Annotated in this window: 8 protein-coding genes; all 8 read right to left on the bottom strand. The window is 68.9% G+C overall.

The window, feature by feature from the left end; all coding sequences use genetic code 11:
- Position 1: 1 nt before the first annotated feature.
- From ABZV38_RS14495 to ABZV38_RS14530, 8 genes are read right to left on the bottom strand one after another with little or no spacing between them, the layout of a single operon-like run.
- Positions 2 to 5,614 carry a condensation domain-containing protein gene (locus tag ABZV38_RS14495; protein WP_356327136.1) on the bottom strand — a complete coding sequence of 1,871 codons (5,613 nt, stop codon included), beginning with the start codon at positions 5,612 to 5,614 and terminating at the stop codon, positions 2 to 4.
- Positions 5,604 to 12,011, bottom strand: coding sequence for an amino acid adenylation domain-containing protein (locus ABZV38_RS14500; RefSeq protein ID WP_356327137.1), 6,408 nt, complete (start codon positions 12,009 to 12,011; stop codon positions 5,604 to 5,606). Before ABZV38_RS14500 ends, ABZV38_RS14495 begins: the two co-directional genes overlap by 11 nt.
- Positions 12,012 to 12,033: 22 nt before the next feature.
- On the bottom strand, positions 12,034 to 12,843 hold the full coding sequence (locus tag ABZV38_RS14505; RefSeq protein ID WP_356327138.1) for an alpha/beta fold hydrolase: 810 nt from the start codon (positions 12,841 to 12,843) through the stop codon (positions 12,034 to 12,036).
- A gap of 41 nt (positions 12,844 to 12,884) precedes the next feature.
- Positions 12,885 to 13,064 (bottom strand): hypothetical protein, encoded by a 180-nt coding sequence (locus ABZV38_RS14510; RefSeq protein ID WP_356327150.1) that lies wholly within the window; start codon positions 13,062 to 13,064, stop codon positions 12,885 to 12,887.
- Complete coding sequence (locus tag ABZV38_RS14515; RefSeq protein WP_356327139.1) at positions 12,985 to 13,278, bottom strand: nuclear transport factor 2 family protein; 294 nt, start codon at positions 13,276 to 13,278, stop codon at positions 12,985 to 12,987. The genes ABZV38_RS14510 and ABZV38_RS14515 overlap by 80 nt, the downstream gene beginning before the upstream one ends.
- A gap of 13 nt (positions 13,279 to 13,291) precedes the next feature.
- Complete coding sequence (locus ABZV38_RS14520; protein WP_356327141.1) at positions 13,292 to 16,393, bottom strand: amino acid adenylation domain-containing protein; 3,102 nt, start codon at positions 16,391 to 16,393, stop codon at positions 13,292 to 13,294.
- The gene (locus ABZV38_RS14525) at positions 16,393 to 17,619 is read right to left on the bottom strand and encodes a cytochrome P450 (protein ID WP_356327142.1); all 1,227 of its coding nucleotides are present in this window, start codon (positions 17,617 to 17,619) and stop codon (positions 16,393 to 16,395) included. Before ABZV38_RS14525 ends, ABZV38_RS14520 begins: the two co-directional genes overlap by 1 nt.
- Entirely contained in the window at positions 17,616 to 19,391 is a 1,776-nt protein-coding gene (locus tag ABZV38_RS14530) for a non-ribosomal peptide synthetase (protein WP_356327143.1), read from the bottom strand. Before ABZV38_RS14530 ends, ABZV38_RS14525 begins: the two co-directional genes overlap by 4 nt.
- Positions 19,392 to 20,046: the final 655 nt, after the last annotated feature.

The following is a 20,046-nucleotide window of genomic DNA, read 5'->3' on the forward strand; positions in this document are numbered from 1 at the left end:
CTCACTTCGGGGACTCCTCCTGCTTCAGGATCTCGATGATCGGCCGCTCCGCCACCATGGCCTCGACGACCGTCCGCAGCCGGCTCAGAATCGACTGCGCCCGCTCGGGCGAGAAGATCTCGCTGTTGTACGTCATCGCGAGGTCAAGGCTGTCCGCGGACCGCAGGAAGACGAACATCAGGTCGGCCTCCTTGGACCGGCGCGGCAGTTCCTGCGCCACGAACTCGATGCGAGTCGACGTCGGCTGGACGTCCGGGACGGCATCCAGTTGGTCGAGAGCGACCACAACATCGAAGACCGGGCTCCGGTCGGGGCCCCGCTTCCAGCCCAGGTCCCGCATGATCTCGCCGTACGGATAGTCCTCGTGCTGGAACGCCCGCAGGACCTCGTTCTGCGTCCGGGTCAGGACCGACCGCACGTCGTCGTCGGGCTGGAGCCGGAACCGCAGCGGGACGGTGTTGATGTGGAAGCCGATCTGGTTCTCCAAGTCCAGCCGATTGCGGCCCAGAGTGTACGTCCCCATCGTGACGTCCGTGTTCCCGGCCCCGGCCAGCAACAGACCGACGGCGCACCGCGCGACCATGAACTCGGTTACCGCGTGCCTGCTCGCCAGCGCCGCGAACTGCTCGGTGAGTCCGGCCGGGAGGGGAAGCCGAAGCCGTGTGCCGGCGAGCGCACTGACTGCGGGCCGTGGCAGGTCGGCGGGCACTGATATGAACGAGGAGGCGCCCTCCAGCTCTTGGAGCCAGAATTCCCGGTGCTCCGCGCGCAGCTCGGGGGTGAGCCGGCCGTTGCGCCAGGCGGCCGCGTCCTTGTACTGGACCTCCAGTTGCGGCAGTTCGGCGTCGCGGCCAGCCGCCAGGGCCTCGTACAGTTCGTGCCAATCGCGCTGCAGCACCTGCGCAGAGCTGCCGTCGGACACCAGCTGGTGCATCGAGGTGACCAGGAGATGGCTGTCCTCGCCGGTACGGATCAGATCTGCCCTGACCAGCGGCTGCTCGGCGATGTCGAACGGCTCACCGATCCGGGTCTTCACGAATGCGCGGACCGCCTCCTCCGGCTGCCCCGAGAGGTCGTGGACCCGATAGGACAGCGGGAGGATTCCCGGCGCGTGCACGGTCTGGACCGCGCGCCCCGCCACCGTGCCGTAGGTCGTCCGCAGGCTCTCGTGCCGCTCCACCAGAAGCGCGAAGCTGCGCTCCAGGACGGCGTGGTCGACGGAGCCGCGCAGCTCGTGCAAGTCGTTGCGATGGAAGGCACCTCGCTGCGGTGAGGTCCGCTCGATCTCCAGGAGCAGGTCCTGGGTGCACGCTGCGTCATAGGCACCCGGGCCGCCCAGGCTGGCGATCGGCTCGACCGCCGGCATCTGGGCGGTGACCAGGACCGCCGCCAGACCAGCGATGGTGGGCTGGGCGAACAGTGTCTCCAGGCCCAGCTTGACGCCGAGCCGGCCGTGAATCCTCGCCAGGACCTTGATGGCGCGCAGTGAGTTGCCACCCACGTCGAAGAACCGGTCGGTGACCCCGATCCCGTCGACTCCCAGTACCTCCTGCCAGATCTCCGTAAGCGCTCGCTCGTCGTCGGTGCGGGGCAGGAGTGCATCCGCAGTACGGGGGCGCAGGGCCTCGCGACGTTCCAGCGCCTTGTGGTCAACCTTGCCGTCGGAGGTCAGCGGCAGCTCTCCGACCTGGCTATCGGTCCGACCAGAGGTACGCTCCCGCAACTCCTCGCGCTCCGAGAGCAGCGGGAGCTTCTCCAGGGGTGCAGAGGGGTCGGCGAGTGCGGCTTCGAGCAGGCTTGCGAAGGCAGACCAGAGCTGATCGACGGTGTGCTCGTCGAACAGGCGGGTGTCGAAGCGGATGGCCGCTTCGAGCGTGGCGGCTTGCTCCGCCAGCATGATGTTGAGCGGGAAGACGCTGGTGTCCAGTGTCACCTCGACCGGGGTCACCTGAAGGGCGGGGCCCGCCATCGCGCTCAGCGGCGGCTGGCCGGAGCCGGCGAACTGCTCGAATTCGATGAGTACGTCGAACAGGTTTGGCGCGTGGGCCCGGCCACTCCGCTGAAGCTCCTGGACCAGCTCCTCGTACGGGTAGTCGACGTTCCGCAGGGCGTCGGCGAAGGTGCCGCGCACCTGCTCGTACAGTTCCCGGAAGCTGCTCTGGCTACCGGCCCGCAGCCGGAGCGGAAGCATCCGCACCAGCATCCCGACCAGCTGCTCCAGCGACTGGCGGCTCCGGCCGGCGATCGAGGTGCCGAGCACCAACTCGCCGTGCTCGCTGTAGCCGGAGAACACGGCGGCGAACGCGCTCAGGACCGAGGTGAAGGCGGTCCCGCCCTCGGACTGGCTGAACGACTTCAGCCGCTGCCACAGCTCCGGGGGGAGGGAGTAGTTGCGGTAGGCGCCGATGAAGCCGGGGCCGCCTGCATCGGACCGCACGGGCAGGTCGAGGGTCGGTACGGGCTCCTGGTACCTCTCGAGCCAGTACGCGGCAGCCTGCTCGCGGCGGCTCTGCGCCCGCTGGGCCTCCTCCAGGTGGTACTCCCGGTAGCGGACGCCGACCTCGGGAAGTTCGAGGGTCGCGCCCCGGGCGAACGAGGCGTAGAGCGCGCCCAGATCGCGGACGAGCAGCCCGAGCGACCAGCCATCGGCGACGATGTGGTGGGTGCTGAGGGTCAGCAGGTGCCTGTCGGTGCGGAACGACGCCAGCTGTGCCCGCAGCAGCGGGCCCTGCTGCAGGTCGAAGCGGCGGGCGGCGAACTCCCGCAGCAGGTCGGCGGCGGCCGGCGTACCGACCAGCTGTCCGTCCAGGGAACGGAGCTCCAGCGGCGCGGTGAACCCGTCCTTCGGCGCGATCCGCTGCCTCAGCACCTCATCGACGAAGGAGAACGACGCCCGCAGGGCGTCGTGGCGGCCGGCCAACGCGTCGAGGGCGCGCTGCAGGGCCTCAGTGTCCACTGCTCCGGTCAGCTCGAACGTGCGGGTGAGGTTGAAGGCGACGGAGCCGCCCTCGAACTGGGAGGCCATCCATATGTGCAGTTGGGCCGGGGAGACCGGGAAAGGGTCCGTCCCCGGAGGCTCCGCCTCGGCAGCGGGCTGCTCGGCCGGTTGCGTGACCGGTTCCGCCTCGGCGGGCTGCCCTGCGCCCAGCTCCGTCTCGATGTATTCGGTGAGTGCGCGCGGGGTCTCGTGGTCGAAGATCGCGAACGGGTCGAGCTCGATGCCGTGGACGGTCTGCAGCCGGTTGAGTACCTGGGTGCCGCTGATGGAGTCGCCGCCGAGATCGAAGAACGAGGCGTCAGCGTCGAGGGCGTCCATGCCGAGCACGTCCATCCAGACCTGCAGGACGGAGCTGAGCACATCGGCGGGGCGGCTCAGCGCCGCGGCCCCGGCAGGCGCCGGGCCCGTGGTCGCCGCGTCCGCCGTCACCGTGTTCGCTTCGTCCAGCCAGCACCGGACGCGGTCGAACTGGTAGGAGGGAAGCTCGATCCGGCGGCCCGCACCCGCGGTCTCCCGCCAGGTCCAGTGCGCGCCGCCCAGGTAAAGATCCCGCAGGAAGGCGGCGTATGCGTCCAGGCGCTCCGGGACCGCCACCACGGCGTACCCGGCGCCGTCCCGCTCGGTCAGCGCCGCGGACACCGTCGAAAGCGGACCCGCCTCGACGAACATCACCCGCTGGTCCCCGGTCATCTTGGCCAGCAGCCGGTCGACCCGGGCATCGAGGTCGGTGACCTCGGTCCCGTGCTCGCTCACGGCCCTGCGCAGCGCCTCGCGGAGCTCGACCCGGCCGGCGCTCGCGTCAATCACGTGCTTGCCTGCGCCTTCCCCCACCACATGGCGGAACTCCAGGCCGAGGTGGCGCAGCAGCCCGTACATCGCGTACTGGAAGGCGAACTGGCCGACCCGGGGGTCGGCGGCGGTGCTTCCGGCGGCCTGCTCCACCTGCGTGTACAGCAGGTCGAACCGCGGGTGGGCGCGGCGGAAGGCCCCGGTGACCTCCGGGGACGCGGTACACCGGCCCGACACCAGGAGCACGGTGACCGCACAGGTGCTCTCGGGCCCGACGGTCGCAGGCACGGCGAGCGTCGAGGAGAGCCCGGCCAGGTCACCCGAAGTCACGCAGGCCCGGTACGGGTAGTGGCCCCGTCCGTCGACCAGGGTGCGCTGGACATCCTCGATCCGCAGCTCCGGGCGGTCGGCGAGCCACTGCCGCAGCGCGGCGATGTTCTCCTGCAGGGCAGTCGCGCTCTTGGCCGAAACCGGTACCCAGTACCCGTCCTCCCGCGGCGCGGCGGCCTCCTCCTCGCGGGTGGGAGCCTCTCCCAGGACTGCGTGCACATTGGTGCCCATCACGCCGAAGGAACTGACCCCTGCCCTGCGCACTCCGGCGGCCGGCTCCCAGGGCGTCAGATCCTGAGTGACGGATACCGCCGAGTCCGCGAAATTGATCAGCGGGCTCAGGGTCTGCGAGTGGAGGTTGGGGAAGAGCTGCCGGTGCCGCAGTGCGAGCACCGCCTTGACCAGGCCGACCAGGCCCGACGCACTCCAGGTGTGCCCGATGTTGCTCTTCGCCGACGACAGCGCGCAGAAGTGCTTCTCGTCGGTGACCCGGCCGAACGCAAGATCGATGGCCTCGATCTCGATGGGATCGCCGAGCCGGGTGGCGGTGCCGTGGGCCTCGATGTACGAGACGGTTGTCGGGTCGATGCCCGCCTTCGCCCACGCCCGCTCGATCACCTCGGCCTGAGCCGCGCTGTCTGGTGCGGTGAGCGTGCTGGAGCGGCCCGCGACATTGTTGGCGGCGATGCCCTTGATGACGGCGTGGACGGGGTCCCCGTCCCGCAGCGCCTGGTCGAGCGGCTTGAGCAGGACGGTCGCCACGGCCTCACCCGAACCGGTGCCGTCCGCGTCGGCGGAGAAGGTGCGGGTCTTGCCATCCGCAGACCGGATGCCGAGGTCGAGTTCGTCCTCCCCGTGCTTCGGTTCGCCGAAAAGGTTCAGGTTGATGCCGCAGACCAGCGCCAGTTCCGCGTCACCGAGCAGCAGGTCGTTCACCGCATGGTGTACCGCAAGCAGGGCCGACGAGCACGAGGAGTCCACCATGGCGGCCGGCCCGCGCAGCCCGAAGAACCGTGAGATACGACCGGCGGTGGCCGACGCGTGCGTCCCCATCACCATCGTCGGCTCGACGGTCCGGGCAAGCTGCTGGTACATCAGCCGGGTGTCGCCGACGTACACCGAGGCGCGGCGGTCCTTCAGAGCGGCCGGGTCGTAGCCCGCGTTCTCCACCGCCTGGTAGGCGACCTGGAGCAGCAGCCGGTGCTCCGGCGCCATGTTCTGCGCCTCGCCTTTGGAGATGCCGAAGAACGCGTGGTCGAAGGAGTCGATGTCTTCGATGTAGCCGTTGAGCTGGTACTCCGCGTCGGCGGACATCGAGGTGCGGCTGCGGCGCTCGGCCGACAGCTCACGGACGCTGTCCCGGCCGGTGCGCAGGTTCTCCAGGAACTGCTGTGCGTCGTCGGCCTCGGGCATCCGGACGGCCATTCCGATGACTGCGATGTCGCGCGTCCCGGCCTCGTCACGCGCTGCGGGCGCCGCGGTCTGGTCAGAAGTCATACTCGGAAACCTCGTGTTCGGTGTGCAGCGGCGCCGGGTCGACCAGCTGTGCCTGGGTGGCGATCGTGGGGAAGGTGAACAGTTGCGCGACGCGGAAGGTCCGCGGGAAGCTCTCACCAAGCAGCGCAAAGAGCCTGAGCAGCTTGAGCGAAGTGCCGCCCAACTCGAAGAAGTTCTGGTTGACACCGGTGACCGGCCGGTCGAGCACCGTCGCCCATACGTCGCGGATGGTGCGCTCGGTGTCGGTGCCTGGGGCCTCGGCCGGGGTGTCCGGGACGCCCTGGGCGAACCGGGGCGCGGGCAGCGCGGCCCGGTCCGGCTTTCCGTTCGACGTCGTCGGGATCCGGTCCAGGGTGATGAACTCGGCCGGGACCATGGCTCGCGGCAACAGGCCGGAGAGATGGCCGCGCAGCTGGTCGGTGAGGGTCGTGGCCGACGTGTCGGCCACGACGTACGCGACCAAGTGGGCGTCTCTGTCCGGCTCCTGCGGGAACTTGTGGGCCACCACCAGGCAGGCCGACACCAGAGGGTGTGCGCCGAGTGCGTTCTCGATCTCGGCCGGGTGGATCCGCACCCCGCTGATCTTGATCTGATGGTCCTGGCGCCCCACGATTTCGAGGAGCCCGTCGGGCCGCAGCCGTCCGATGTCGCCGGTGCGGTACAGCAGGTCCCGCTCGTCGTCGCGGTACGGGTTGCGGAAGAAGGCGGCCGCGTTCGCCTCCGGGTTGTCGAGGTAGCCGAGGGTGCGGAACGGGGTGCGGATGACTATCTCGCCGGGCTCGCCGACACCGCAGAGGACATCGTCCCGCATCACGATCCCCTGGCACTGCGGCAGCGGCGATCCGACGGGCAGCACGGGCGGCAGGGGGCCGTGCGGGACCGGATACGCGAACTTCGCCATCGTGGTCTCGGTCGGCCCGTACAGGTTCACGATCTCGCCGCTACCGGGAAACGTCGACCGGAAGTTCTCGACGAGGGACGCCTTCAGAGGCTCGCCCGCGAGGAACGTCCAGCGCAGAGCGGGCAGTCGAGCGCCGGACGGCGCATCAAGGAGCCACGACTGGAGCACCGTGGGCGCCGCGTGCAGAACGGTGACCTGCTCGCGCTCCAACCAGCTGAAGATCGCTTTCCCGCCCAGCACGTCCTTCGGCTCCGGGACGACCAGGGTGCCGCCGGAGACCAGCGCCAGGAAGGTGTCACGCAGCATCACATCGAAGGAAGCACTGGTGAGCTGGGCGCAACGGTCGTCCGTCGATATCTCGAACGACCGGCTCTGCCAGCGCAGGAAGTGGCTGAGCGACCCGTGCCGGCCGAGCACCCCACGCGGGGTGCCGGTGGTGCCGGAGGTGAAGAAGAGGTAGGCCGGCGACTGAGCGGACACCGGCGGGAGCGGAGCCTGTTCGGCGGCCTCCGTCGGGGCGGTGCACAGCAGCCCGGTGAAGGCGTCCGCGCGGACCGTCGGCATCCCCGCGGTGATCGTGTCCACCGCGTCGGCTGTGCCGTCTTCGACCTGCACGAACATCTTCGGCCGGCCGATCTCCAGCAGGTGCCGGCGCCGTCCCTCGGGCAGCTCAGGGTCGATGGGGAAGACCGTAGCGCCGCTGCGCAGCACGCCGAGCAGGCTCGCCACGAAGCCGATGCCGCGCGGCCCGGTCACTGCGATCACATCGCCGGGTCCGCAGCCGTGGCCGGCCAGTTCGCGGCCGATGACTTCGGCGCGGTGCACCAGCTCGCCGTACGGGAGAGCATGGGCTCCCTGGGTGATGGCGATGTGTTCAGGGGCGGCCGCGGCACGCTCCGTGATCAGCTCGGTCAGCGGCAGCTGGTCGGGCTCGTCGATCGCCCGGGTCAGCTCGGCGGCCGAGGTGTCGGCTCCGGGGGCGGCCAGTGAGTAGCGGGCGATGGACTCGTCCGGGGTCTCGGCTGCCTGCATGAGTACGGAGCCGAGCTGCTGGAGCATCGACTGGGCCCGGGCGGCGGAGAACAGGTCTGGCCGGTAGACCAGCTCGACGTGCATGCCGTCGTCCACGTCGCTTACGTAGAACGAGAGCGGGAACTTGGCCTCAGGCTCGAAGAGCTGGTTGTCGAACTCGACCGAGACGCCCTTGATCGAGACTTCCTCGCGCAGGGTTCCCAGGTAGTTGAGGAGAACGTTGAAGACCGGTGTCCGGTCGAGGTGCCGGACTGGGTTCAGCCGCTCCACAAGCAGCTCGAACGGGACCGTCTGGTGGTCGTACGCAGCGCGGATCCCGGCGCTGACCCGTTCCAGGAGCTCGGTGAAGGCGGGGGCTCCAGAGACGTCGGTGCGCAGTGCGAGGGTGTTGAGGAAGAGCCCGACGACTCCTTCCAGTTCGACGCTCTGTCGGTTCGCCACGGGGAAGCCGACGACGAGGTCCTGCTGGTCGCTCAGGCGTGCCAGGACCAGGTTCAGGGCCGACATGGTGATCTCGAACGAGGTCGTCGAGGTCCGGTCGGCGAGGTTCCTCAGCTTCTGGACGGTGTCTGCTGGAATCCGTGCGGACGCCCGCCCGCTCGCCGTGCGGTCGACTCCCGGCTCCGGCACGTCGGTGGGCAGTTCGAGGGCGGGGCAGCCGGCAAGGCGGTCCACCCAGTAATCCAGGTCGGCCTCAACGGCTTCCTGGTGGCCGGGGCGGCGCACCGCCTCCGCGTAGTCGATGTACTGCACGGGCAGCGGCGGCAGCTCCGCCACCGGCTCTCCGAGGTGGCGCATGTACAGCACGGACAGCTCATGCATGATCAGCCGCAGCGACCAGCCGTCACCTGCGATGTGGTGCAGGGTGACGAGCAACTGGTGCTCGGTGGAGCTGATCCGGAACAGGACGACCCGCAGCGGGGCCTCCTCCTCCAGGCGGAACGGCTTCGCGTCGTCCTCCCGCACCGCCCGCCGTGCCTCTTCCCGGGCCGCGTCGGTGTCCGGTGCGGTGAGGTCACGGACCTCGAAGCGGACCGGAAGGTCGGTGTGGGGCGCCTGGAAGGCGCGCTCGCCGGCGTTGACGAAGGTCGTCCGCAGCATCTCGTGCCGTGCCGCCAAGCTCCGTACAGCGGCCTCGAACGCCCCAGTGTCCAGCGGCCCGTCGAGCTTGGCCAACGCGCGGATGTTGTACGCCGAGCTGTCGGGGTCGAGCATGTGCAGGAACCACATGCGCTCCTGCGCGAAGGAGAGCGTGTGCCGCTCAGTCCGCGGGCACGGGACCAGCTCGACCGATCCGCCCTCGGCTCCCGCGGGCGCGTCGCCGACCAGGCGCGCCTGCTGGGCGACCGTCCGGTGGCGGAAGATCGAGGCGACCGTCATCGGTACGCCGTAGCCCCGGCTGATGCGCGAGCTCAGCTGGAGCGCGCTGAGCGAATGACCGCCTACGGCGAAGAAGTCGTCGGTGACTCCGATGCGGCCGGCCGGGAGGAGCGACTTCCAGATGTCGAGGAGTTCCTGCTCCAACGGAGTACGCGCGGGTAGGTACTCGGTGGTTGCGGTCTGCGCACCGGCCAGCGCCAGCAGGGCCTTGCGGTCCGTCTTCCCGTTGCGGGTGACGGGGATCAACTCGGTCCGCACATAGTGCGAAGGGATCATGTATGGAGGCAGGCGGCGGGCCAGGCCGTCCCGCAGCCGGCCCGCAGGGAGCTCCTGCGGGCCCGTGAGGTAGGCGCACAGGAAACCGGCGCCCGACGCGTCGCGCTGTACCAGGACCACGGCGCGTTCGACACCCGGCTGTTCGTGCAGGGCCTGCTCGATCTCGCCCAGCTCGATCCGGAAACCGCGGATCTTGACCTGCCCGTCCCGGCGCCCGAGGTAAAGGATCTCCCCGTCGGGCAACCAGCGCGCCAGATCGCCGGTGCGGTACATCCGGTCCCCGGCGCGGAACGGGTCGGTGGTGAAGCGCTCCGCCGTCAGCTCCGGGCGGTTGAGATAGCCGCGGCCAACCTGAACGCCCGCGATGCACAGCTCACCGGTCACGCCGACGGGACACGGGTGACCGTGCTCGTCGAGGATGTACAGCCGGGTGTTGGGCACCGGGCGTCCGATGGTGACGGGGCCGGGGCCCTGCTCGATGTGCAGCGCGGTGACATCGACGGTCGCCTCGGTGGGACCGTAGTAGTTGATGAGCCGGGTCGGCCCGCCCACGGTGGCCGCGAAGAACCGGTCGGCCAGGTCCCGGTCAAGCGCCTCGCCACTGCACACGCACTGGCGCACGCCGTGGAATCCGTCGTCCACCGCTGCCAAGTACTGGCTCAGCATCGACGGCACGAAGTGCAGCGTGGTGACGCCGTGCCGCTCGATGGCGTCCCGGATCACGGTCGGGTCCGACTCTCCGCCCGGCCGCAGCATGACCTGCTTGGCGCCGATCAGACCGGGGAGCAGGATCTCCCACACAGAGACGTCGAAAACATAGGGGGTCTTCTGGAGAACGACGTCGTTCGCGTCGAGACCCAGGTCATCGATCATCCAGAGCATCCGGTTGACGATGCCGCGGTGCTCAATGAGCACGCCCTTGGGCATCCCGGTGGAGCCGGAAGTGTAGATGCAGTAGCCGGGGTCGTCGGGGCCCGCGAGCGGCGCCAGGTCGTCCACGCGCGGCGACAGCGCGTTGAGGGCGCTGACGTCGATGACGGGGCGGCCCGCCACGGGCGACGAACCGGCCTGGGCGTCCCGTACCAGGACGAGGCCGCAGCCGCTGTCGTCGAGGATGGCGGCGATCCGCTCGCCCGGGTCCTTGACGCTGATCGGCAGGTAGACACCGCCGGCCTTGAGGATGCCGAGGATTGCGACCGTGAGGTCGACCGAGCGCTCCATGTGGATCGCGACCAGGGTCCCCGGTCCCACCCCGTGGTCCTCCCGGAGCGTCCAGGCCAGCGCGTTCGCCCGGGCGTTGAGCTCGGCGAAGGTGAGAGTCTGCTGGTCGTCGACGGTCGCCGTGCGGTCGGGGTTGAGCCGGACCTGCTCCTCGAAGAGCTGCTGGACAGGGGTGTCGAGCTCGTACGCGGTGTCCGTCCGGTTGAACTCGACCAGTACCTGGTGGCGTTCGCGCGCGGTCATCAGCGGCAGCGTTTCGGCCGGCTCGTCGGGTGCCCGGGTCACCGCCTGCAGCAGCGTCTCGAAGTGTTCGAGGAGGCGTTCGATGCGTTCGGCGTCGAAGAGCTCGGTCGAGTACTCGGCAGCGGCCTTCAGCCCGGTGGGGGTCTCCTCGAAGAACAGGGTGAGGTCCATCTTGCTGTGACCGTTGGAGGCACCGAGGTGGCGGATCCTCAGCCCGTCCGCCGCTTCGGTCGGGCTCCCCCAGCCCTGGCCCACCATCACCAGCACGTCAAAGAGCGCGTTGCGGTTGCCGTCCGTAGCGACGCCGGTGTCCCGGACCATGCGGTCGAAGGGGTAGTCGTGGTGCCGCAGGCCCTCGCGCAGGGTGGTCTGCGAAGCCCGCAGCAGGCTCCGGAAACTCATACCAGGCTCGACGGCGTCCCGCAGCGCGATGCTGTTGAGGTAGTAGCCGATCTGCTCGTAGAGCTCGGGGACCGGACGCGCCAGCGTGGAGGTGCCGAGCGCGAAGTCCCGCTGCCCGGTGTAGCGGTGGAGCTGAACGCGCAGCACCGAACTCAGCCCGGCGAAGAGCGTCGCCTGCTCCTCGCGACACAGTGCCTTGAGCCCGGCAAGGCACTCCGGTGCGATCGCCCTGCGGACCACTTCTCCCTTGAAGGTCCGCTCCGCGGGGCGGGGACGGTCGGTCGGCAGGTCGAGTGGTTCGAGGCCGCCCTCGAGCTTCTCCAGCCAGTACTGGCGCGACTCGTCGAACGCGCCCTCGGCGAGCAGGCGTTGCTGCCAGACCGCGTAGTCCTTCTGCTGGATGGCCGGGACGTCCTCGGACGGCTGGCCACCTGCCGCATACTCCTGGTACGCGGTGACGACCTGGTCGATCAGGACGGTGAGGGACCAGCCGTCGACAGCGATGTGATGGGCCGAGACCACCAGGACATGGTGATTGCTCGACCGCTCGATGAGCAGGACGCGCAGCAGCCGGCCGGCCGCGAGGTCGAAGTCGAGGGCGACGAAGTCGTCGATCCGGCGGTCGGCCTCGTCGACGTCGGCCACGGTCTCGGTGCACCAGTCGAGAGGGGAGTCCTCGACCACGCGCTGCGCGGGGATGCCGTCCTCGTCACCGTAGGCGGTGCGCAGGGACTCGTGCCGGGCAAGCAGGGACTCGAAGGCGCAGCGCAGCGCACCAGCGTCAAGCTCGCCCCTCACGTCGTAGATGGACGGAACGGTGTAGGCCGCGTTCGCCGAACCTGTCTGGGCGACCAGCCACATCGCCAGTTGCCCCGACGAGAGCGGGTACCAGTCGGCTGCGGGCGCGGGGGCGATTTCGTTCGGGTTCACGGTGCTGTCCATGCTCACCACTTCTTCATTTCCTCTAGTTCGTGGATTGCCGCGTCGTAGTCCGCACGGTCACCCCAGCGATGCCGAGCAGAGCTGATGCGGCAAGGCGCTGCTTGACCGCCTCGACGACCGCAGTCCGCTGCGCGGAAAGGTAGAAGTGACCGCCTGGGAACACCCGGAGCTCGAAGGAGTGCGCCGTGTGGTCCGCCCAGGCACGGGCCTCGTCGAGATCGACGCGCGGGTCGCTGTCGCCCACCAATGCCATGACAGGGCAGAACAGCTTCGGCTGCGGCTGGTAGCGGTAGGTCTCGACGGCTTCGTAGTCGCTGCGGATCGCGGGGAGCACCATGCTCAGCACGTTCGGGTCATCGAGTAGTTCGGAGTCGGTGCCGTCCAACTCCTTCAACTCGGCCACCAGGCGGGTGTCGGTAAAGGTGTGCACGCTCTCCATGTCCCGGTGGCGTGACGGGGCCCGCCGCCCGGAGGTGAACAGGACGGGCACCGCGGCGCCGGCCGACTGGAGCCTGCTGGCGACCTCGAAGGCCAGCATGGCCCCCATGCTGTGCCCGAAGAGGGCGGTCGGCCGGTCGTCCGCCTCGGCGGTCAGCGCCTCGGTGATGCGGTCGGCCAACTGCATGAGATCGGTGATACCGGGCTCACGGCTGCGCTCCTGGCGGCCGGGGTACTGGACGGCCAGCACCTCGACGGCCCCCGAAAGCGCCTCCGAGAACGGGAAGTAGAAGCTTGCCGAGCCGCCCGCGTGGGGCAGGATCGCAAGCCGGACGGCGGCTTCGGGCGACGGATGGAAGCGACGCAGCCACCGCCCTGCTGTATTCGAACTCATGACTCGCGGGGCCTTTCGGTATTCGGCGGCGGGTAGGGGGTTCAGACGAGTGGGGCGAAGAAGTACGTGTCGCGCCGGATGAACTGCCCGGCTGGGGACAGCCGGAAGAAGTCGGCGAACCGCAGACTTGTCTCCCGGTTGTCACGCAGTACCCCGTTGAACTCCCCTTGCACGGCAACGCAGTCGTCGGCTTCCACGACCGTGCTGAGCGTGTGCACCATCCCGGATCACCCGCCGGGTCTGGTAGAAGTTCCCCAACCCGGCCCGCCCTTGCAGCGGTTCATAACCGGGCCGGTGGTACTCGGCATTGTCTGCGAACAACTCCACCAGCTCCCGCACCCGGCCGGAGTCGACGAGTTCGTAGTACTCGCGAACGCGCTTCAGCTGCGAGGACTGCGGCTCCTGCCCGTCCGATTCAGTTTCATGCGACGCCATATGCGCTACCCCCTCAAACGCAATCTGCTGTCTCTTCGAGCGCGGTGCTCAGCTCGGCCACAAGGAGCTCTGCCTGGGACGCGCTGATACCGTCCTCGCGCCAGAGCACGACGAGGTCCCACGAGCCGCCGGCGGCCGGGAATGCCTCCAGCATCAGCTCGATGTCCGTGTTCGGCGGGCGCACGCGGATCGGTTCGACGGCCACTTGTCCGCCGAGGTCCCCGCACGGGGGCTGTCCCTGCAGGACGACCCACGCCTGGAACCAGGGGTGCCGATTCCGGGGCGGGGCGAAGGCCCGGACCAGTTCGTCGAAGGGCGTGTTCACGTGGGTGAGATACGAGACGACCCGGGCGACGGACTGGTTGAGCAGGTCTACGGGGGAACTGTCCAAGGCCGCGGTCAGCGTCACCGTGAACGGGTTGACGAAGTAACCCACCACCGGCTCCAGGGCGGGATCGAACCTGCCCGCTGTGACGGACCCCAGGGCCAGCTCACCGGTCCCGAAAGTGCGCGCGATCGCCCGTCCGGCAGCGGCGACCAGCGACGCGACGACCGGGCCGCCGCGGCGTGCAGCCGCAAGCGACAGCCTGCCGACCGTCTCCGCGTCGACCGTGAGCACCAGCTCGTGCCGACGGGGGGATCCGGCCGGCGCTGCGGAGGGAGCGGGCAGGAACGCAGGAGGAACGCTGTCCAACTGCTCGCGCCAGAAGGGGAGGTCGCGCTGTGCCCAGTGGTCGAGGCGCGTCGCCTCCCAGGCGCTGAACTGTCCGTAGGTGAGTTGGGGTGCCGCTTCCGGCGCTCGGGCGGCCAACCGGTCCCCGTAGGCCCGCTGCAGCGCGGTCATGAGTACTGACTCCGACCACCCGTCGAAGGCGATGTGGTGCACCTGGAGGCAGAGCAGGTGCCGTTCGTCGGCGAGCCGGCACAGTCGGACCCGGAACGGGACTTCGTCGCCCAACGAGAACGGTGTATGCCACCAGTCGGCCGTCGCCGCTTCGGCCAGATCCTGCAGCCCCAGGGGCTCCGGGCCGGCGGCCGCCGCGGGCGGGTCGACGTGTTCCAGGGCGAGGACCGCGGCTTCTGGCGGGAGGATCTGCTGCACGGGCGCCTCGTCGACCCACGGATAGATCGTGCGCAGCACGGGGTGGTGCGCGACGACATCGTTCAGCGCCTCCTCAAGCACCTGTGGCGCGAGAGGCCCGGTGAGCGAGTAGGCCAGCACGATCATGTTGTCCGCAGCGCCCGGATTCATCATCTCTGTGAGCCAGAAGCGCTGCTGGGCGTGGGACAGGGGCGCGGCCGCCGCACTGTCGCCCTGGGGGGAGGGCAGTTCCTCGGCGGGTGCCATCGCCGTTTCGCAGTGGGCTGTGATCGCCTCGACCGTACGGAGCCGGTAGATGTCCGAAGCCGTGATCCGGGCTCCGAAGCGGGCGCCGATCCGCGCCGCGAGCCTGATGGCGTCGAGCGAGTTCGCACCCGCCAGGAGCAGGTCGTCGCGCTCGGTCAGCCGTACGAGCCCCAGGAGCGCGCGTACCTCGCCGAGCACCGCGCTGTCGTCCCCGCTTGCAGCTACGTCGTCGGTGCCGGTGAACTGTTCGCGGAGCAGTTGCTCGGCCGCCTTGCGGTCGGCCTTCCCATTGGTGTTCAGGGGCAGCTGGTCGACGTGGTGCACCAGCGTCGGCACCATCGCGTCGAGTAGGACCAGCGCCGCGTGCTTGCGCAGCTGTTCGGCCTCCACCGGGCGGCCGTCGGCGGTGGTGTAGACCGCGGCGAGCTGCACCCGGCCGGGCGCCAACTCCAGCGGCAGGACGCAGCAAGCGGTGACTTCCGGGTGGGCCTCAAGGACGGCTTCGACCTCGCCGGGCTCGATCCGGATGCCTCGGATCTTGAACTGGTGGTCGGCCCGCCCCCGATAGCGGAGCAGTCCTTGCACATCGCGGACCGCCAGGTCGCCTGTCCGGTAGAAGCGCATGCCGTCCGCGGAGTAGAACCGGCGGGCGGTCTCCTCGGGGTTACCCGCGTAGCCGAGCGCGACTCCGTCGCCGCCGACTGTGATCTCACCGGTCTGCCCGTCGGCGACGGGCCGGCCGTCGGCGCCGAGCAGTACCACTGTGGTGTGCGGCACCGGCGTCCCGATCGGGATCTCGGTGCTGTCCTCAGCCACGTCGACAGGTCGGATCACGTGGTTGGTGGCGAAGATGGTGCTCTCGGCCGGGCCGTAGCCGTTGACCATGTGCAAACTGGGGTACTCGGTCAGCACCCGGCGGGCGCTGGTCACCGACACCCGTTCGCCGCCGACGAGGAGCAGCCGGAGCTTGCCGAAGACCTCGATCCGCTCTTCGGCCATCACGTTGAAGAGCGAGCTGGTGAGCCAGAGGCTGTCGACACCCTGCCGTATCGCCTCCGCCAGGGCCTCCGAGTCCAGGGCGCGGAGGCCCTGGTCCAGCAGGACGCAGCGTCCGCCGTTCAGCAGTGGCGCCCAGAGCTCCAGCGACAGACCGTCCCAGGGGAGCGGTGCTGCTTGGAGGAACACCGAGTCCTGATCCAGCGGAATGGCCGGGCAGTTGACCAGGGTGCGGATCGTTCCCCGGTGCGGGGAGAGCACCCCCTTGGGCTTGCCGGTCGACCCGGAGGTGTAGAAGACGCTGGCCGTCACCGTGCCGTCGTCCTGCTGTTCGGGTGCCGGTGTGTTGCTTCCGAGGCTCAGTAGGGAAGCGATGGAGAAGGAGCGCACCTGCTCCTCGGCCGGCGCGCCCGGCAGGTCGGTGATGACCAGCGCGGCGGACGTGCCCTGTACGGTTTCGGCGACTCGCCCCTGCGGCCATTCGGGGTCCACTGCCACGTAGGCGGCGCCCGCCCTCAGCACACCGAGCAGCGCGGTCACCAGCTCTGGCGAACGCACCATCCGTACGACGACGTGCTGCCCGGGTGTGACACCGAGCCCCCGCAGTGCCGCCGCGACCACGACGGACTGCTCAGTCAACTCTCCGTAGCTGAGAGTGCGTTCGGCCTGCTGCACGGCGACGGCGTGCGGCCGCTGCGCGGCATGGTGCGCCACTGCACGGTCTATGCGTTCACCGAATACATAGGGGCTGCGGCTGGTGGGAACATCCATCACACGACTTCCAGCGGGAGCCGGGTGATTCCGAGCAGGAAGTTCGAGCGCAGCCTGCGGACCTCACCGGCGATCTTGAAGGTCAGGCCCGAGGCCATGATCTGTTCGAAGACCAGGGCCAGCTCGGCCTGCGCGATGGGGGCGCCGATGCAGCGGTGCAGCCCGGAGCCATAGGTCAAGTGCCGGTTGGGGGTGCGCGCGATGTCGAAGAGGTGCGCGTCAGGGAACTGGGCTTCGTCGCGGTTGGCGGAGTAGTTCCACAGTGTGACGGAGTCGCCCGCCTTGATCTCGATCCCGCCGCGCGTGACATCGTGCTTGGCCGCCCGTTGCACGTACGCGTTGGTCGAACTCCAGCGAAGTATCTCCTCGACCGCGCTGCCGAGGAGCTGCGGCGTCTCGCGCAGCCGCTGGTACTGCTCGGGGTGATCCATCAGCGCGACCAGTCCAGTGCACGCCGTGTACGAGGAGGTCTCGTTGCCGCCTACTGCGACGTTCATGCAGTTGTAGAAGATCTCCTCCTCGTTCAGCCGACGGCCGTTGACCTCCGCCTCCAGGAGCGTACTGATGAGGTCGTCGCCGGGGTTGCGGCGGCGCTCGGCGACGATGTCGGAGAAGAACTCGAACACCTCGGCCTGGAGCCAGGCAAGCCGCAGTCGGGCGTCGCCGCCGGTGTCCACGAAGATCTCGTCGCGGTAGCCGACCATCCGTCGGGTCAGCCCGATGAGGTGGTGGGCCTCCTCATGACTGATGCCCATGATCACCATGAGGGCGCCGGCCGGCAGTTCCGGCGCGATGTCGGTGGAGAAGTCGCAGCCGCCGGTCGCGCGAACGCGCTCCAGGGCCTTGGCGACGAGTTCGGTGACCTGCTTGGCAACCCGCTTGGCGACGCCCGGGGACATCGACGGGTGGATCACCTGCTTGAGCATCCGGTGCCGGGGCAGGTCGGTGGTGACCAGCATGCGACCGGCCGAGGTGTCGTCCTCGCTGCGGAAGGAGCCGCCCACGATGGCCCCGCGCCCGGAGCTGAAATTCTCGTGGTTGCGGTAGGCCCACATCACGTCGTCGTACGTGGTCAGAGCCCAGAACCGGCTGCCGTCGGCGCCTTCGTTCCAGTAGATCGGCTGCTCTGCGCGCAGGGTGGCGAAGGCGGCCGTGTGCTCGCCCCGGGCGAAGAGGTCGAGGTCTGTGAGGTCAATGCCGGTGACGGCCTGTGTCTGCGGGCTCATACGGTCTCGACACCTCCACGCGACGCGTCGATGGCCGACGCGAGGTCCTTGAGAACCGTGTTGTCGAGCAGTACGGGGAAGGCCAAGGAGACGCCGAGCTCGCGGTTGATCCGGTGGTGCATGCGGAAGGCGAGGAGCGAGTGGCCGCCCAGCCCGAAGAAGTCTTCGTCCCTGCCGACGCGTTCGGTGCTCAGCAGGCCCTCCCAGAGGGTGACGAGGAACCGCTCGGTGTCGGTCTGCGGCCCTGCGTAAGCCTCTTCGCGCTCCAAGTGCTGGGCAAGGACGGCCCGAAGGGCGTCCAGGTCACGCTTGCCGTGCGCGGTGGCCGGGATCTGGTCCCGCACGATGAACTGGCTGGGCACCATGAAGTCCGGCAGGTCCCGCTCGGCCCGCTCGCGCAACTCCTTGATACCCAGGCCGTCTTCGAGTACCACGAACGCGACGAGGCGCCGGTCGTCGCCCTCCCCGTCGGGCAGCACCACGGCCTCCTGCACCTCGGTGTAGCGCCGCAGGCCCCGCTCGACCTCGCCCGGCTCGATCCGGTAGCCGCGGACCTTCACCTGGTTGTCGGCGCGGCCGACGAACACGAGCACGCCGTCCTCCCGCTGCCGCACCAGGTCGCCGGTGCGGTACATCCGGGTGCTGCCCGCCTCGGAAGGCAGGGTCAGGAAGCGCTCGTCGGTGAGGTCGGCACGGTCCTGGTAGCCGCGGGCGACTCCGGGGCCGCTGACGAACAGCTCACCGATCTCGCCGCCGGCGACGGGCTCGAGCTCAGCGGAGAGGATCTGCACGGACACCCCGGCGAGGGGACGACCGATCGGGATGACGTCGGACTGCGCGTCCTCGACGGTTACTCGGTGCGCTGTGCAGGCAGTGGTGATCTCAGCCGGTCCGTAGAGGTTGTAGAGCTCCCCCGTGAACTGCCCGTCGAGCAGCGCCCGGCAGGCCGACGGAAGGATGACGTCGCCACCTGCCTGAAGAATGCGCAGCGAGGCGAAGGCGTCCCGGTCCTCGTTGACCACATGGTTGACGACCATGGTGGGGACGAGCATCGCGGTGATCCCGTACTTCTTCATCTGCCGCTGGAAGTCAGCGGCAAGAAGGTCCGGCACGGGAGGCAGGACAACTGCCTGGGCACCGTACGCGAAAGTCCGCCAGATCTCGAAGTGGAAAGCGTCGAAGGAAACGCTGGAAATCTGTCCGGTACGGTCCTCGGGCGTCAGCGCGGGAAGGCTCGGGTTGCAGGCGAAGGAGACCATGTTCCGGTGCTCAAGGACGATCGCCTTCGGCTCGCCGGAAGAACCGGAGGTGAACAGCACGCTGGCCGCGCCGTCCGGCTCCACGATCCCCCCGCCGGGACCGTCGTCGAATCCGAAGCGGTCCGACATGGGAACGACCTTCGCGGAGAGCGCGCCCAGCCGTTCCTCCCAACCGGCCTCGGTGAGTACAACCTTTGCGCCACTTCTGGCCAGCATGAGGTCGCGGCGATTGTCCGGGTAGCGGGTGTCCACTGCGACATAGGCCGCGCCGGACTTCAGGATTCCGAGCACCGCCACGAAGAGGTCGACGGACCGGCTGACGTACAGGCCGACGCGGTCCTCGGCGCCCACCCCGTGGCTGCGGAGCAGATTGCTGACGGCATTGGACTCCCGATCCAGCTGGGCGTACGTCAGGATCCGCGTTTCATCGCTGACCGCCGACCGGTCCGGATAGCGCTCCACCGAACGATGGAAGAGCTCCGTCAGCGTGCCCACGGATTCCCTGATTGTCACTGCTTCCTCCTGGTTTTCCATGCGATGCTGGTGTTTGCCAATGGCAGTGTCGTGTATTGCTAATGACGCATTTCGGGCAGAGGTAGATGCATCGCCGATCGTTTTCTCGGGATGTGGATTGATGCGAACCGGCACAACCAGACTCGAAATAATAACTGACGGCATCTCACTATACGAGACCTGAGGGAGTGTTGAGGCAGCCCACGCGCCAGATGCGAGAAAAGCCCCAGGAGGTCGCAATTCCGCATCTCGGGTGGCATTCGCGGGGCGAAAATCCGGAGGTGGGTCCGACTTCAGCGCAGCCGGGAACTCCAGGGCGCCGACGGCGACGAGCCGGCCGCCGCAGTTCGCCGCGGTCGGTCCGTGCTCAGCGAGCTTGACCTGCACCTCCGCGGCATCCCTGCCCAGTAGGACGGACACGCCGGCGGGAGTCAAAGCGGAGGGCTCGGCCATCGCCAGTCCGCACCGCCGGACGAAGACCATCACATCTCGGGCGTGAAGACGCCGACGGCGGAAGCACTGGGCACCCCGGAACGCACACCATTCGGAAGATGGGGCTCATCGCATTAACAACTGCCCTCAAAGGCAATATCGGACGACATCTACCAAACCCCCGTTTGTGATCTCCTGTGATCGACTGGGAACCCTGCCACAC

Origin of the sequence: Streptomyces sp. NPDC005181 (genome assembly GCF_040608395.1) — a bacterium.
Lineage (GTDB): Bacteria > Actinomycetota > Actinomycetes > Streptomycetales > Streptomycetaceae > Streptomyces.